The organism is Propionibacterium cyclohexanicum (assembly GCF_900111365.1).
GTDB classification, from domain to species: Bacteria; Actinomycetota; Actinomycetes; order Propionibacteriales; family Propionibacteriaceae; genus Propionibacterium; species Propionibacterium cyclohexanicum.
Map to the genome: position 1 here is coordinate 64,317 of NZ_FOGZ01000002.1, position 14,997 is coordinate 79,313.

The 14,997-nt window shown below is 68.7% G+C and carries 11 protein-coding genes and 1 pseudogene; 1 reads left to right on the forward strand and 11 read right to left on the reverse strand.

Annotation, left to right across the window (positions count from 1 at the left end):
- Positions 1-16: 16 nt before the first annotated feature.
- The 7 genes and pseudogenes from der to metH all read right to left on the reverse strand — a co-directional run bounded on the left by der (position 17) and on the right by metH (position 9,352).
- A complete protein-coding gene (der, locus tag BMX93_RS01525) occupies positions 17-1,366 on the reverse strand; it encodes a ribosome biogenesis GTPase Der (protein ID WP_091966981.1) in 1,350 nt (449 codons plus the stop codon).
- A 60-nt stretch (positions 1,367-1,426) separates the two neighbouring features.
- Entirely contained in the window at positions 1,427-2,098 is a 672-nt protein-coding gene (gene cmk / locus BMX93_RS01530; RefSeq protein WP_091966983.1) for a (d)CMP kinase, read from the reverse strand.
- Between the two features lie 48 nt (positions 2,099-2,146).
- The gene (locus tag BMX93_RS01535; protein ID WP_091966985.1) at positions 2,147-3,268 is read right to left on the reverse strand and encodes a prephenate dehydrogenase; all 1,122 of its coding nucleotides are present in this window, start codon (positions 3,266-3,268) and stop codon (positions 2,147-2,149) included.
- A 1-nt stretch (position 3,269) separates the two neighbouring features.
- Positions 3,270-3,962, reverse strand: coding sequence for a proteasome subunit alpha (gene prcA / locus BMX93_RS01540; protein ID WP_091966987.1), 693 nt, complete (start codon positions 3,960-3,962; stop codon positions 3,270-3,272).
- Positions 3,959-4,759, reverse strand: a complete 801-nt coding sequence (gene prcB, locus BMX93_RS01545; protein ID WP_245725670.1) for a proteasome subunit beta — start codon at positions 4,757-4,759, stop codon at positions 3,959-3,961. The genes prcA and prcB overlap by 4 nt, the downstream gene beginning before the upstream one ends.
- 14 nt (positions 4,760-4,773) lie before the next feature.
- Positions 4,774-5,727: pseudogene (locus BMX93_RS01550) on the reverse strand (tRNA (adenine-N1)-methyltransferase); the annotation flags it as partial.
- Positions 5,728-5,860: 133 nt separating this feature from the next.
- Positions 5,861-9,352, reverse strand: coding sequence for a methionine synthase (gene metH / locus BMX93_RS01555; RefSeq protein WP_091966991.1), 3,492 nt, complete (start codon positions 9,350-9,352; stop codon positions 5,861-5,863).
- Positions 9,353-9,463: 111 nt separating this feature from the next.
- On the opposite strand from metH, the gene BMX93_RS01560 reads away from it, so the two are divergent.
- Positions 9,464-10,294: a PAC2 family protein gene (locus BMX93_RS01560; RefSeq protein ID WP_091966993.1), complete on the forward strand. Its 831-nt coding sequence runs from the start codon at positions 9,464-9,466 to the stop codon at positions 10,292-10,294.
- A gap of 183 nt (positions 10,295-10,477) precedes the next feature.
- Here the strand turns inward: BMX93_RS01560 and BMX93_RS01565 are convergent, their stop codons facing one another.
- The 4 genes from BMX93_RS01565 to fmt all read right to left on the reverse strand — a co-directional run bounded on the left by BMX93_RS01565 (position 10,478) and on the right by fmt (position 14,942).
- Positions 10,478-11,809 carry a C1 family peptidase gene (locus BMX93_RS01565; RefSeq protein ID WP_091966995.1) on the reverse strand — a complete coding sequence of 444 codons (1,332 nt, stop codon included), beginning with the start codon at positions 11,807-11,809 and terminating at the stop codon, positions 10,478-10,480.
- A 15-nt stretch (positions 11,810-11,824) separates the two neighbouring features.
- Positions 11,825-12,502 (reverse strand): ribulose-phosphate 3-epimerase, encoded by a 678-nt coding sequence (gene rpe / locus BMX93_RS01570; RefSeq protein ID WP_091967238.1) that lies wholly within the window; start codon positions 12,500-12,502, stop codon positions 11,825-11,827.
- A 113-nt stretch (positions 12,503-12,615) separates the two neighbouring features.
- Complete coding sequence (locus BMX93_RS01575; RefSeq protein WP_245725671.1) at positions 12,616-14,001, reverse strand: RsmB/NOP family class I SAM-dependent RNA methyltransferase; 1,386 nt, start codon at positions 13,999-14,001, stop codon at positions 12,616-12,618.
- Positions 13,998-14,942 carry a methionyl-tRNA formyltransferase gene (gene fmt, locus BMX93_RS01580; protein ID WP_091966999.1) on the reverse strand — a complete coding sequence of 315 codons (945 nt, stop codon included), beginning with the start codon at positions 14,940-14,942 and terminating at the stop codon, positions 13,998-14,000. The genes BMX93_RS01575 and fmt overlap by 4 nt, the downstream gene beginning before the upstream one ends.
- Between the last annotated feature and the right edge of the window lie 55 nt (positions 14,943-14,997).

The window sequence follows — 14,997 nt, forward strand, 5'->3', positions numbered from 1 at the left end:
CAACGAGCCGAGCGTCTCAGCGGTCCTTGTGCTTCGTGCGGGCCCTGATCTGGATATGGACAGGCGAGCCCGCGAAGCCGAACTCCTCACGCAGTCGCCGCTCCACGAACCGCACATAGCCGGGATCGAGCTGACCGCTCGTGAACAGAGCGAAGGTGGGCGGACAGTTCTGGGCCTGGGTGCCGAACAGGATGCGCGGCTGTTTGCCGCCACGCACCGGATGGGGATTGGAGGCCACGATCCTGCCGAGGAAGGCGTTGAGCCGTCCAGTGGAGATGCGTGTCGACCAGCCTTCGATGGCGGCGTCGATGGCCCTGGCGAGCTTGTCGACATTGCGGCCTCGCAGCGCCGAGATGTTCACCGAGGGTGCCCAGGTCCAGGCCTGGAGATCCCGCTCCACCTCCCGCCTGAGATAGCGCTGGCGCTCCTCATCGGTGAGATCCCACTTGTTGAAGGCGATCACCATGCCGCGCCCGGCCTCTTCGACGCCGGACAGGATCTTGAGGTCCTGGTCGCTCACGGACTCGGAGGCATCCAGCACGACGACGCAGATCTCGGCGCGTTCGATGGCGGCCTGGGTGCGCAGCCAGGCGTAGTACTCCGATCCGCTGGCCTCCTTGACCCGGCGCCGGATCCCGGCGGTGTCGATGAGTCGGAAGGCCTCGCCGCCGATCTCGACGAGCTCGTCGACCGGATCGACAGTGGTGCCCGACAGGTCACTGACCACCGAGCGGGTGGAGCCGGCCAGTCGATTGAGCAATGAGCTCTTGCCCACATTGGGTTTGCCGACGATGGCCACCCGATGGGGGCCGCCTTGCTCGTCGTCACGCACGCCCTGCTCGGCGGCGGGCAACGCGGCCATGAGCGCGTCGAGCAGATCGCCCGAGCCGCGCCCGTGGAGGGCGGAGACGACGTGCGGCTCGCCCAGGCCCAGATTCCACATGGCTGCCGCGTCGGCCTCGAAGCGCTGGTCGTCGACCTTGTTGGCGGCCAGGACGACGGGCTTGCGCGAGCGGCGCAGCACCCGAACCACGGCCTCGTCCTCGTCAGTGGTTCCCACTGTGGAATCGACGACGAACAGCACCGCGTCCGCGAGCTGGATGGCTGCCTCGGCCTGTTCGGCGATCTGGGCCGCCATGCCCGTGGCGTCGGAGATCCATCCGCCGGTGTCGACCAGCACGAACTCCCGGCCGGCCCATTCGGCGTCATAGCTCACCCGGTCGCGGGTAACGCCCGGGGTGTCCTGGACGACAGCCTCGCGGCGGCCCAGGATGCGGTTGACGAGGGTGGACTTACCGACATTGGGCCGTCCGACGACCGCCACGACGGGACGAGGTGACGCACTGGGCTCATCGGCAGCAGACATGCTCCCCACGCTATCCGATCGGACGAAACCGCCCCGGGCACGGTGCGCCGACGACGGTGCTCAGCGCAGCGCGACGGGAACCAGGCCGATCACCTGGTCGATCACCTGACCGAGGTCGAGATAGGTCGAGTCGATGAGCTCGACACCGGGGGCGGGACGTTCGAACTGGCTCACCGTGGCATCCTTGCGGTCCCGGTCGATGATCGAGCCGATCACCTCGCCATGAGCTGCCTGGCCGCGCACCTCGGCCTCCCGGCGGGCAATGCGGGTCTCGGGATCGGCGACGAGCAAGACCTTCACCTGCGCCTGGGGCCATACGACAGTGGTGATGTCGCGTCCCTCCACGACAATACGGCGAGCGGCGGCGATGGTCTGGCGCATCTGCTCGGTGAGCAGCTGGCGAATCTGCGGGATGGTGGCCACGGTGCTCACGTGGGCCGCGATCCGCGGTGTGCGGATCTCGCGGGTGATGTCGTGCCCGTCGAGCGAGACGACCGGGCGGCGGGGATCCAGCCCGATCTGGAGATCGGCGGTGCTGGCTCGGTCGATGAGGGCCCCGGCGTCGCCCAGGTCCACGCCGTCTTCCAGGCAGGCCCAGCTGACCGCCCGGTACATGGCGCCGGTGTCGAGGAAGGCCAGGCCCAGGCGGCAGGCGGTCCCCCGCGCGGTGCTGGACTTGCCCGCCCCGCTGGGGCCGTCGATGGCAATGACGAGTTCAGGTCTGTCGGACATGGCTCACTCCTGTGGCTTGCGGCATCAGCATGACAGATGGTCGGTGGTTCACGACCGCAGCTCCCAGCCCGACGCGGTCATGGCCGCCCGGAGAGCCTCGGCATGCCCGGCCTCGACGGCCACCGACAGATATCCGGCCGGTTTCGCCAGGTCGTGCTCGATGGACAGGTCCTCGATGTTGACCCCCTGGGCCTGGATCTCGGCGAACAATCGGGCCAGCGCGCCGGGAGCATCGGGGATCTCGACGACGACGGTGTCCAGCGCCGAGCCGGGGTGGCCATGCTTGCCCGGCAGCGCCGACACTCCCTCCCGGCCAGCGGCAATGAGGCCGGTGACAGCCTGGGGGTCGTTGGTGCCCAGGCCCTCCAGCAGCTGGTCGAGGTCGGCGCGGATGGCCCGCAGCTGGGTGAGGATCTCCGTGCGGTTCGCGGCGATGATCTGACCCCACAGCGTGGGATCCGAGCCGGCCACCCGGGTGACATCGCGCACCCCCTGGCCCGCGAGCAGCAGATCGGGCGGCGGCACCTCCCGCAGTCTGGCGGCGGTGAGGCTGCTCATGATCTGGGGGACATGGCTGACCTCCGCGACGGCCCGGTCGTGGTCGGCCGGCGCGAGGTGGATGAGCCTGGCGCCACACAGCGCCACGAGTGCCTCGACCCGCCGCACTGCCTGAGCCGAGCCACTGCCGTCGGCGATCACCCAGCGCCGGTCGACGAACAGATGCGGGCTGGCGGTGAGCGGCCCGCTGTACTGCGAGCCGGCCATCGGATGCGAGCCGACATAGCGGCTCAGATCGACGCCGGCCTCCCGGAGTGCGTCCATGACAGGCTTCTTGACGCTGGCCACATCGGTGACCACGGCGTGGCGGTAGCGCGCCAGGGCGCGCTCCACGACCTCGGGCACCGCGTCGGGCGGTACCGCCACCACCACGAGCTTCACGGCAGAGTTCTGCGCCGAGCTCACCGTTCCGGCGCCCAGTCCGGCCGCCACCAGTGCATGGGAGCGGTAGCGGTCGCGCAGATGCACCTGGATGCCGGCGGCGCTCAGTGCACAGCCGATGGAGGCGCCCACCAGGCCTGTCCCGATGACGACGACGGGATCCAGCTCGGCGTACTGCCTCTCACTGGCTGGCTGGGGCGCGCGGATCGGGGACAGATCGCGTCCGGCCATCTCAGTGCTCCCCGGCGAGCAGTTTGCGAAGCGCAGGCCCGTCCACTCGGGTGAAGGTGCGGTTGCGGCGGCGCCTGTCAAGCAGAGCAACCTCGACCCCCGTCGGTCCACCGGTGCCCCCCGCAGGTTCACCGAGCGCCTCGAGCGCCTGCCGGAGCACAACGGGCAGCGGGGCCATCGGATCGTGCCTGGCAGTCAGGGTGGCGCTGAGCGCGTCGGCATCACCACCGATCACGACACAATCGGCGCGCTCGACCACCGTCCCGTCGAAACTGATCTTGAAGATCGTGTCGCGCACCGGCTCCTCGCCAACCTCGGCGACCACCAGGTCGACCTCATAGGGCTTCTCGGCTGCGGAGCTGAAGGTGGCCCCCAGCAGCTGGGCATAGGAATTCGCCAGTCCCCTGGCGTTCACGTCTGCTCGATCGTAGGAGTACCCGCGCAGGTCGGCATAGCGGATACCGGTCACCCGCAAGCTCTCGAACTCGTGATAGCGGCCCACGGCCGCGAAGCCGATCCGGTCGTAGATCTCGGAGACCTTGTGCAGGCTGCGCGAGGGATTCGCGGCGACGAAGGCGATGCCCTGTGCACACCGTACCGTGATCACCGAGCGGCCGCGGGCGATGCCCGTCCGGGCGAACTCCGCCCGGTCCTTCATGAGCTGATCGGGCGAGACATAGTAGGGCGCGCTCATGGCAGTGGGGCCTCCGGGCCGTCGGGACGAAGCATCCTGGCCTCGATGAGGCGGGAACTCAGCTCGGCCACCTGCTCACCGCTCCAGCGGCGCACGCCCTGGCGTCCGGCGGACAGCACCACCGGATACAGACCCCGCGCGATGTCCGGTCCGCCGGTCGCCGAGTCCTCGTCAGCCGCGTCGAACAGGGCCTGGATGCAGGCCAGTGCGGCCCGGTTCTCGTCGAAGTCGAGGCGGAACAGCTTCTTGAGCGAGCCCCGGGCGAAGGAGGCTCCCGAGCCGATGGCCGCGAAGCCCTTCTCCTCGTAGTGACCCCCGGTGGCGTCGTACTCCACGATGCGTCCGCGCTGGCTCCGCCCGTCCCAGCCAGCGAACAGCGGGACGACGACGAGACCCTGCATGGCCAGGCTCAGATTGGCACGCACCAGCACGCCCAGCCGGTTGGCCTTGCCATCGAAGCTGAGCGGGGCTCCTTCGATCTTCTCGTAGTGCGACAGCTCGACTGCGAACAGCCGGGCCAGATCCATCGCGAAGCCCGCCGCGCCGGCGATGCCCACGAGCGTGTGGTCGTCGGCGGGGAAGACCTTCTCGATGTCACGCTGGGCAATCTCGTTGCCACGGGTGGCCCGTCGGTCACCGGCCATCACCACCCCGCCGTCATGGCAGACGGCAACAATGGTGGTGGCCTGGGGCGACAGCGCTGCCGAGGAGACCGTGGCGGCGCCGGGCAACAGCTGGGGGTCGACACTGCGGACCAGTTCCATGAAGGAGGAGCCGAGCTGGCGGGGATCGTGCATCGGTCCGAGAGTACTCATCGAGGCCTGCGCAAGGCCTTGCGGACCGCCGGAGCGATCTGCTCTGAATCGTCCTCGTCGCGTGCCCGGTTCGCCGCCAGATGCTCCGGCGCGACGCTGCGAGGCAGTGGGCCGTGGTAATCGGCCCCGTAGGCGCCGGGAGCGGGCCGGCGTTTCTTGAGCGGCGCCATGACCCCGGGCGCCATCCGCCTGCTCATGACGAGGAATCCGGTGTGGGCGCTCGTGCCGTGGCCGGGGCGGATGGCAAGGCCCTCGGCGTGCCATTGGCGCACGGTGGTTTCGCTGAGATCCGGCTCGGTGAACCCTCCGTGGGCTCGCAGCTGGTCGGCGACTCGTCCCAGCTGGGTGGTGGTGGTGACATAGCAGCACAGCACTCCTCCGGGGACCAGGCGCTCTGCCACTGCGTCGATGCAGTCCCAGGGACGCAGCATGTCGAGGATCGCGCGATCCACCGGCTCATCGCAGATGCTCGTCACGAGATCGCCGATGCTCACCTGCCAGCCCGGATGCTCGGCGCCCAGGAAGTCCGCGACATTGCGCTGTGCGACCTCGGCGAACTCGGGGCGGCGTTCGTATGAGTGCAGATGTCCGGTGGGCCCGATGGCGCGCAGCAGGTACAGGCTCAGCGCGCCAGAGCCGACGCCCGCCTCGAGCACGCGCGCGCCGGGAAAGATGTCGGCCCACATGAGGATCTGCGCGGCGTCCTTGGGATAGATGACCGCCGCCTCGCGGGGCATGCCCACCGTGTACTCGTGGAGCAGCGGGCGGAAGACGGTGAACTCGGCACCGCCGACGGTCCGTACGACGACACCCTCGGGCCCTGCGATGATCTCGTCGTGCGACAGCGCGCCCTTCGTGGTGTGGAAGCTCTTGCCGGCCTCCAGTACCAGGGAGTGACGATGCCCCTTCATATCGGCCAGCGTCACCCGCTCGCCCTCCTGCAACGGCCCGATGTGCACGCCGGACAGTGCCGAGGGATCCATCTCGTTCACGCCTTCTCCTCCGTGGTCGCGTCGCGCACCGCAGCTCGGTGCTGGCCTGGGCCACGATCCACCAGTGTGGCACCCGAGAGGACCCGGTGCCTCATCGGGCGTTGAAGTACTTCGCCTCGGGATGGGGAACGACCAGGGCCTCGGTGGACTGTTCGGGATGCAACTGGAAGCCCTCGCTCAGTTCCACCCCGATCCGTTCGGGACGCAGCAGCGCGACGATCTGCTGGCGCTGTTCGAGATCGGGACAGGCGCCGTACCCGAAGCTGTAGCGGCTGCCGCGGTAGGCCTGGTCCCGCAGCATGGCGCCCAGGTCGCCGTCCTGACCGGCCAGACCCAGCTCGGTCCGCACCCGGGCATGCCACATCTCGGCCAGCGCCTCGGCAAGCTGGACCGACAGGCCGTGCAATTCGAGGTAATCGCGGTAGGCATTGGCGGCAAACAGCCGGCCGGTGGCCTCGCTGAACCGTCCGCCCATCGTCACCAGCTGCAGGGCCAGGGTGTCGGGACCCCACTGTTCGGCCTCGGCACGGTCGCGGAAGAAGTCGGCAATGCACAGCCGCCGGCCGGCGCGCTGACGCGGAAAGCGCAGCACGGCCACCCTCTCGTCGAGATCGTCGGGACGACGGGGGTCGAGCACCACCAGCTCGTTCCCGCGGGAGAAACAGGGGAAGTAGCCGTGGACGACGCCGGGAATCGCCCAGCCCTCGGCCCGGATGCGATCCAGCCAACCGCGCAGCCGGGGCCTGCCCTCCCGCTCGAGAAGTTCCTCGGGGGACTCCCCTCCCCGGGTCGCCTTGAGACCCCACTGCCCCACGAACAGCGCTCGCTCGTCGAGCCAGCAGGCGATCTCGCCCAGCGGGATGCCGGTGGAGACGGTGGTGCCCCAGAACGGCGGCTTCGGCACCTGCACCCCGTGGGGCACGGGCCGGGTGACATCGGAGCGGGTCCGGTCGTCGGGTTCGGGCGCTGGTCCCGCCGGGTGCCTGGGTACTGTGCGGGTCCGCGGTGCAGGCAGGGATGCGCCGGGTTCCCCGCGCTTGAGAGCCATCACGGCCTCCATGAGGGCCAGTCCCTCGAATGCGTCCCTGGCGTAGCGCACTTGACCGCTGAACTGCTCCTGCAGGTCCTGTTCCACGAATGCGCGGTTGAGGGCCGCTCCCCCAAGGATGACGGGATACTTGCTCGCCAGTCCGAGCCTGTCGAGTTCGGCGAGGTTGTCCTTCATGACCATCGTCGATTTCACGAGCAGCCCGCTCATGCCGATCGCGTCGGCATGGTTCTCCTCGGCGGCCGAGGCGATGGTGCTGATGGGCTGCTTGATGCCGAGATTGACCACCCGGTAGCCGTTGTTGGACACGATGATGTCGACGAGGTTCTTGCCGATGTCGTGGACATCGCCCTTGACCGTGGCCAGCACGAGCGTGCCCTTGCCGGCCTCGTCGCTGGCGTCCATGTGGGGTTCGAGATGGTTCACCGCCAGCTTCATGGTCTGGGCCGACTGGAGCACGAAGGGCAGCTGCATCTGGCCCGATCCGAACAGCTCCCCGACCACCTTCATGCCCGTCAGCAGGTCGGTGTTGATGATGTCGAGCGCGCCGCGGCTCTCCAGGGCCTCGTCGAGGTCGGCCTCCAGACCCTTCGTCTCACCGTCGATGATGCGCCGCTGCAGCCGCTCGCCCAGTGGCAGGGCAGCCAGCTCGGCGGCCCGGCTGGCCCTCAGCCCGGCGGCCGTGACGCCCTCGAAGAGGTCGAGCAGCCGGGCCAGCGGATCGTATCCAGGACGTCGCCGGTCGTGGACGAGGTCGAGAGCCACCTCGGATTGCTCGGCGGGGATCCGGTCGATGGGCATGATCTTGGCGGCCCGCACGATGGCGGAGTCGAGGCCCGCCTCGACGGCTTCGTGGAGGAAGACCGAGTTGAGCACCACCCGCGCGGCCGGATTGAGCCCGAAGGAGATGTTGGACAGGCCCAGTGTCGTGCCGACCAGAGGGTGACGGCGTTTCAGCTCGCGAATGGCATCAAGGGTCTCCAGGCCATCGCGGCGGGTCTCGTCCTGGCCGGTGGCGATGGGGAAGGTGAGGCAGTCCACCAGAATGTCGGACTCGGCCATCCCCCACTGCCCGGTGAGGGTCTCGATGAGACGCTCGGCGACGCGCAACTTCCACTCGGCCGTGCGGGCCTGGCCCTGCTCGTCGATGGTCAGGGCCACCACGGCGGCGCCGTGCTCGACGACGATGGGCATGACGCGGGCGAATCGCGAGCCCGCGGCCTCGCCGTCCTCGAAGTTGACCGAGTTGATGATGCAGCGGCCCGGCAGGTGTTCCAGTCCGGCGCGGATCACCTCGGGCTCGGTGGAGTCGAGCATGATGGGCAGCGTGACGGCGGTGGCGAAGCGCGCGGCGAGCGCCGCCATGTCGGCAGTGCCATCGCGCCCCACGTAGTCCACGCACAGATCGATGAGGTGGGCACCCTCGCGGCTCTGGGCACGAGCGATGTCCGTGCAGTCGTCGAGCCGACCCTCCAGCATCGCCTCACGAAAGGCCTTCGAGCCATTGGCGTTGGTGCGCTCCCCCACCGTGAGATAGCTGGTCTCCTGGCGCAGCGGCACCTCGGAGTAGAGGCTGCTCACGGCATGGACCCGCTCGGGGGCGCGCGGGCGGACCTGGCGGTGCTCCCCCACCGCCTCGCGCAGCCGCGCGATGTGCTCGGGCGTGGTGCCGCAGCAGCCGGCCAGGCTGCTCAGCCCGTAGCGCTGGGCGAAGTCGAGCAGATCGGCGGCGAACTCGTCGGGCCCCAGAGGGTAAACGGCTCCCTCAGCGGTGATCTCGGGCAGGCCGGCATTGGGCATCGCCATGAGCGCGACACCGGCGTGACCGGCCAGATAGCGCAGATGCTCGCCCATCTCGGCAGGCCCAGTGGCGCAGTTGAGGCCGATGACGTCGATGCCGAGAGGCTCGAGCGCGTTGAGGGCCGCGCCGATCTCGCTGCCCACCAGCATCGTGCCGGTTGTCTCCACCGTCACCGAGACGATGATCGGCAGGTCGATTCCGGCGGCGGTTCGGGCACGCTTGGCGGCGATGACGGCGGCCTTGGCCTGCAGGAGGTCCTGACAGGTCTCGATCTGGACAGCGTCGATACCGCCGCGAATCATCGCTGCGATCTGGCGCTGATAGGCCTCGCGCAGGGTGGTGAAGTCGATCTGGCCGAGGGTGGCGAGCTTGGTGCCGGGTCCCACCGAACCGAGCACAAAGCGCTCTCCGGGCGCCTCGTCGGCCGCCGTGCGGGCAATCCGGGCGCCCGCCTCGGCGAGCTCATCGAGGCGCTCCGCGATGCCGTATTCGGCGAGCGCAGTGTGATTGGCCCCGAAGGTATTGGTCTCGATCCAATCCGCACCGGCCGCCAGGTACTCGCGGTGGATCGCCGACACAATCGCGGGACGGGTGACGTTGAGGATTTCGTTGCAGCCCTCGAGCCCCCCGAAGTCCTCGACATCCAGGCTGTGGTTCTGCAGCATGGTGCCCATCGCGCCGTCGCCGATCAACAGCTCGTGACCCAAGCGCGTGCGGAGACGGGAGTTCTGCATTCGACCAGACTAGGCGCAGCCGGGCACCGGCCGGCGCGTTTTCTGGCCCGCGATGTTCTGCTGGTGGGTGAGCGGCGAGGACTGGGCGCCACTCGCCGCTAGGGTGTCCCCATGGTTGAGGGCTTGGCAGGTCTGCGTCGTCCGGTGGTGATCGCCGCCTTCGAGGGCTGGAATGACGCCGGTGACGCCGCAACGGAGGTGATCAACCACCTTGCGCAGACCCATCCCACCGAACTGGTCTGGGAGCTCGACAGCGAGGACTACTACGACTTCCAGACCACCCGTCCCCGCGTCGAGCTGACCGAAGAAGGCCGAACGCTGCGCTGGCCGTCCACCCGCGTCTCGGTGTGTCATCTGAACCACCGAGACGCCGTCCTCGTGGCCGGCCCCGAGCCGAATCTGCGGTGGCGCAGCTACTGCGCAGCCCTCATCTCGGCCTTCCGCACGATCGACCCCAGCCAGGTGATCTTGCTCGGCGCGATGCTCACCGACACCCCCCACACCCGACCACTGCCGGTGAGCGCAGCCAGCACCGACGAGCACATGACCTCCGGGCTGGGCATGGAGCGCAGCAGCTACGAAGGGCCCACCGGGATCGTCGGGGTGCTCGCCGAGTCGTGCCGCGCGGCACACCTGCAATGCGTGACACTGTGGGCCTCGGTGCCGCACTATGTGGCCAGTCCGCCGAACCCGAAGGCGACGCTGGCCCTGCTGACGCGCGTCGAAGACGTCATCGACGAGGTGCTCGACCCCGGTGAGCTGCCCGATCTGACGAAGGCCTGGCAGCGGGGAGTCGATGAACTGGCCCAGGACGATCCCGATATCGCCGAGTACATCCAAGGGCTCGAGCAAGAGCAGGACTCCGAGGGTCTGCCGGACACCACCGGCGATTCGCTGGCCGCCGAGTTCCAACGCTATCTGCGCCGCCGCGACGAGCAGTAATACCCGCCCTGCGGCCACGACGATGACCGAGCTGTGAGCGCAGCGCGCTCAGCCGACGGCGCTTCGCCACATCAATCATGGCAAGGGGGTGGGGTCGGACGAGCCGCGCCGTGGACCCTCGCGGTCCCCTACCGGTCGATGAGCGGATCGGAGAACCGAGGTCCACGGCGCGGCTCATCTGCCTCAGGCGAGCGCGCCGAGCGGATCCCACAGCGGCAGCACGGTGGGCTCGGTCTTCAGTGCGGCCAGCTGCTCGGCATTGAGGGCGCTGCGCGGCACCGCCACTTCGAAGACGTACTCGTCGAACCACGAATCGTTCATCGTGAAGAAGCCCTTGTCGGCCTTGTCGTCGCCCCAGGAATTCTCCACCCGCCAGCGCCGCGCAGTGCCGTCGAGCAGGTCGACTCCGGTGAACAGCATGGCATGGGTCATGAGGGACTCACCGGTGAGCATCCGCTCGGCCTTCGTCGTGTTCAGCTCGATGCCGTAGAGGCTCTGGTAGTCGTGCAGGCCGGCGTCCCAGATGCCGAGCTGACGATCGCACTGCTGAGCGGTGTCGCAGCCGAACCACACCGGCCGGCCGGCGCAGATGATCTCGGCGACGATCTTCTTGATATCGGCGATCTCGACGTTGAGATAGCGAATCGGGCGGCCGCCCACGACATTGCCGAGCTGGTCCACGGTGAAGGTCTTCAGATAACCCGAGCTGGGACGCGGGTCGTTGACGAGGCAGACATAATCCTCGACGTCGACCGTCAGCACCTTGTCCGCGAACTGTTGGGGGGTCAGCTCACCCTCGCGGACGAAGTTCTTGTCGCGGTCGCGGTACTGCCACACAAAACTGGTGGGCGCCGTACCCAGGTGGATGGTGAGCACACGGTGGATCTGCTCGAGCACCGCGAGCCTCGCCTCCTGCGCCGCACCGCGGGTCGCGGCGTCGCGCAGCAGGAGGGCGCCACGGCGCAGGATGGCGCTGAGCTGAGCGTTCATGGCATGGGTATTCGAGCTCGACTCGGTCTCGGGCATCGCGTACTTGGGCACGACACCGTACTTCTTCACCAGCGAGACGAACATGTCCCACTGCCCGCCGTCGCCGATCGGGTCCGCCAACAGCTGATGGACAGTGCGATCGTCCAGCTCGCGATCGGCCAACTGGGCCATCGCCGTGAGGAACCAATTGGCCTTCTCAAGCTTGTCCCAGTAGTGCAGGTAGTTCTGGCTGAACTCGAAGTCCTCGTTGAGCTTGAGCTCCTCGATCACCTGGCCGCGCAGGAAGTTGAGCCCGCTGAACAGCCAGCAGCGGCCACTCTTCTTCTGGTTCGCGACCTTCCAGGTGTCGACCTTGTTGGACACCGAGGGGTCGATCGAGGTGACCACAGCCCGGTCCAGGCTGAGTGTGTCGACGCTCGTGGTGGTGACGGCGTTCTGTGCGATGCGCGCCGCAGGATCGGCGGCGAAGCGCTCGGAGAAGGATGCGAGAGTGCCCTCGTCGAGGGCTGAGCTGGTTTCGTTCACGTCTCCCAAGGCTAGTCACCCCTCGGCGCGCAGGGCTGCAGAGCCAGCTGCGCGCTCGCGCAGCGCGCTCACCATGGCATCGGGATCGGAGGCACCGAAGACTGCGGTGCCCGCAACGAAGACATCGGCACCGGCACTGGCGCAGCGCTCGATAGTCTCCAGGCTCACGCCGCCGTCCACCTGGATGGCGATCTGCTGGCCGCTGCGGCGCACGATCTCGCGGGTGCGGGCGATCTTGGGCAGCACCAGATCGAGAAAGCTCTGGCCGCCGAAACCGGGTTCGACAGTCATGAGGAGCACCTGGTCGAGTTCGCCGAGGAGCTCGGCATAGGGCTCGATGGGGGTGGCCGGACGCAGCGCCATCGAGGCTCGCGCGCCCAGCGCGTGCAGCTCGCGAGCCAGCCGGATGGGTGCTCGGGTGGCCTCCACATGGAAGGTGACCGACTCACAGCCGGCCTCCGCGTAGGCCGGGGCCCAGCGGTCGGCGTCCTCGATCATGAGGTGGATGTCGAGGGGAAGGCTCGTATGTCGGCGCAGCGAGGTGATGACCGGCAGCCCTAGGGTGAGATTGGGTACGAAGTGGCTGTCCATCACGTCGACGTGCACCGCATCGGCGCTGGGGATCCGGGCCACCTCGCCAGCAAGATCGGCGAGATCGGCATTGAGCACACTAGGGGTGATGGCGACGGGCACGCGCACAGTCTAGGGCTCGGCGGGCTGCATCGGGCAGGTCGGCGTGGCAGCACCCGCTCAGATGGCTTTGCGCAGAAGCGCCCTCTCAGTTGGCTTTGCGCAGAAGCGCCCTCTCAGTTGGCTTTGCGCAGGAGCGCAAGGAACATCGCATCGGTGCGGTGCCGGTGCGGCCACAGCTGCACGAAACGAGGGTCGGCGTGCGCCGCACAGCCGGGCACCTCGGGCAAGAGCGCGGGGGCGTCGAGCACCTCGACCGGACCTTCGGTGAACTGCCCCACCACATCGAGGGTCTCCCCACGATGAGGAGAACAGGTGACATAGGCCACCACGCCACCCGGTTCGCAGGCCGCAAGCGCCGAGGCCAGAAGCTCCCTTTGCAGTCCGGCCAGCTCACCGACGTCCTCGGGCCAGCGCCGCCACCGCGATTCCGGGCGCCTGCGCAGCGCGCCGAGTCCTGAACAGGGCACATCGGCCAGGACGAGCGAAAAACTGCCATCCGGGAAGGGGAGCCTCCTGCCGTCCGCGACAACGACCTGATGTCCCTGGTGCGGGTAGCGTCGCAGCGCCAGGCTCACGAGCTTCGCCCGGTGTTCCTGGGCCTCCCCCGCCACAAGGAGGGCCTGGTGTTCGGGGGCGATCCCGCGCAGCAGCGCGCTCTTACCGCCGGGGCCGGCGCACATGTCCAGCCACCGTCCGCCGCCCAGACCGGGCACGCGGGAGGTCGCCAGACAGACGAGCTGGCTGCCCTCATCCTGGACTCCGGCGCGACCTGAACGCACTGCCGGCAGCTGCGCCGGATTGCCGGGACGCACACCGCCCCAGGGTGACCAGCGCGTGGCCTCGGCGCCCTGTTCGACCAGCTCATCGCGGCTGCACAGGCCCGGGCGCACCACGAGGGTGGGTTCGGCCGCCTCATTGTCGGCCACGAGCAGATCATCGATCTCATCGGTGGGCAGGACCTCGGCGAAGGCATCGATGATCCACTGCGGGTGACCCGTGAGCAGGCAGCGGCGACGCTCCTCGTCCCCACCCGCCAGACGCTGGGCCCACTGTGCAAGATCGCGGCGGGCAATCTTGCGCAGCACGGCATTGACCAGCCCGCAGACCCGCTCTCCAACGACGATCGCCGCGAGCGCCACGCTCGTGTCCACGGCGGCGCGGGCCGGTACCCGTGTGCCCAGCAGCTGATGGGCCCCCAGTCTCAGGATGTCGAGCACATCGGGCTGCAGGCTGTCCAGGTCACGGCCCGCAGCGAGCTCGATGATGGCGTCATAGCTGCCCAGCATGCGGCATGTGCCGAAGACGAGTTCGGTGACGAACGCAGCGTCGCGTCCGGTGAGCTGCTGGTCCTCGATCACCCGGCGAGCGGCCAGATTGGCGTAGGCACCATTGCGGTCGATCTCGCGCAAGGCCTCCAAGGCGGTACGGCGTGGTCGATCCATCCGTCGTCTGCCACGCTCCTCGGGGCGGCCGCCCGGACGAGCCCCGAGCCTGCTCATGACGCCCCGTCCCCGAGCCGGGCGCCCGGGGCAGGTTTGGCACCACGTGCCCACTCGGCCGCGGTCATGGCCTTCTTGCCGAAGGCTTGCACACTCGTCAGCTCCACGGGAGCGTCAGCGGCACCCACCAGCACAGCATGGGGGTGAACGTCCAGCTCCCCAGCCGCCAGCACGGCGGCATCCATGTCCTGAACCACCCGGCGGGCGCCGAGCACCTTGAATCGCCGCCCCTCGAACTCGGTCCATGCGCCGGGCGAGGGGCTGGTGGCCCGGATGAGGCGGATGAGTTCGTCAGCGGGGCGTGTCCACTCAAGGTGGGCATCCTCGACACCGACCTTGCGCGCGAGGGTCACGCCGTCGGGGGACTGGGGGGTGGGCTCCCGGCCGGCGGCGATGTCGGTGAAGGTGTCGACCAGAGTGCCTGCTCCCAGATCGGCCAGCCGCCCGAGCAGTTCACCGGCAGTCTCCTCGGGGCCCACCGCAACCCGCCTGAGCCGGTAGATGGGCCCGGCGTCGAGCTGCTTGACGATCCGGAAGGTGGTCACCCCGCTGAACTCATCGCCCGCCATGAGGGCTCGCTGGACCGGTGCCGCGCCGCGCCAGCGAGGCAGCAGCGAGAAGTGCAGGTTGATCCAGCCGTGTGGCACGAGGTCGAGGACGTTTTGGGGTAGCAGTGCCCCGTAGGCGACCACCGCGCATGCCTGCGGAGCGATCTCACCGAGCCGGGCGACGAAATCCTCATCGCGGGGATGGGCAGGTTTGAGGACGCGCAGGCCAAGCCGACGTGCTTCCTGGGCGACCGGGGAGTCGACCACCTTCTTACCCCGGCCGGCAGGTGCATCGGGCCTGGTGATCACGGCCTCGATCCGATGTCCTGCGGCGAGCAGCGCCCTCAGGCTCGGCACGGCAGTGCGCGGCGTTCCCGCAAAGGCAATGCGCATCTGTACCCCTCACGCCGCGCAGCCGCGGCCCATTCCCAGTAAGGCCGCGGATCCG

What these genes read in the sequence shown, in the direction of transcription:
- der (WP_091966981.1), bottom strand. Translation starts at nt 1,366, where the DNA reads ATGTCTGCTGCCGATGAGCCCAGTGCGTCACCTCGTCCCGTCGTGGCG.
- cmk (WP_091966983.1), bottom strand. Translation starts at nt 2,098, where the DNA reads ATGTCCGACAGACCTGAACTCGTCATTGCCATCGACGGCCCCAGCGGG.
- BMX93_RS01535 (WP_091966985.1), bottom strand. Translation starts at nt 3,268, where the DNA reads ATGGCCGGACGCGATCTGTCCCCGATCCGCGCGCCCCAGCCAGCCAGT.
- prcA (WP_091966987.1), bottom strand. Translation starts at nt 3,962, where the DNA reads ATGAGCGCGCCCTACTATGTCTCGCCCGATCAGCTCATGAAGGACCGG.
- prcB (WP_245725670.1), bottom strand. Translation starts at nt 4,759, where the DNA reads ATGCACGATCCCCGCCAGCTCGGCTCCTCCTTCATGGAACTGGTCCGC.
- metH (WP_091966991.1), bottom strand. Translation starts at nt 9,352, where the DNA reads ATGCAGAACTCCCGTCTCCGCACGCGCTTGGGTCACGAGCTGTTGATC.
- BMX93_RS01560 (WP_091966993.1), top strand. Translation starts at nt 9,464, where the DNA reads ATGGTTGAGGGCTTGGCAGGTCTGCGTCGTCCGGTGGTGATCGCCGCC.
- BMX93_RS01575 (WP_245725671.1), bottom strand. Translation starts at nt 14,001, where the DNA reads ATGAGCAGGCTCGGGGCTCGTCCGGGCGGCCGCCCCGAGGAGCGTGGC.
- fmt (WP_091966999.1), bottom strand. Translation starts at nt 14,942, where the DNA reads ATGCGCATTGCCTTTGCGGGAACGCCGCGCACTGCCGTGCCGAGCCTG.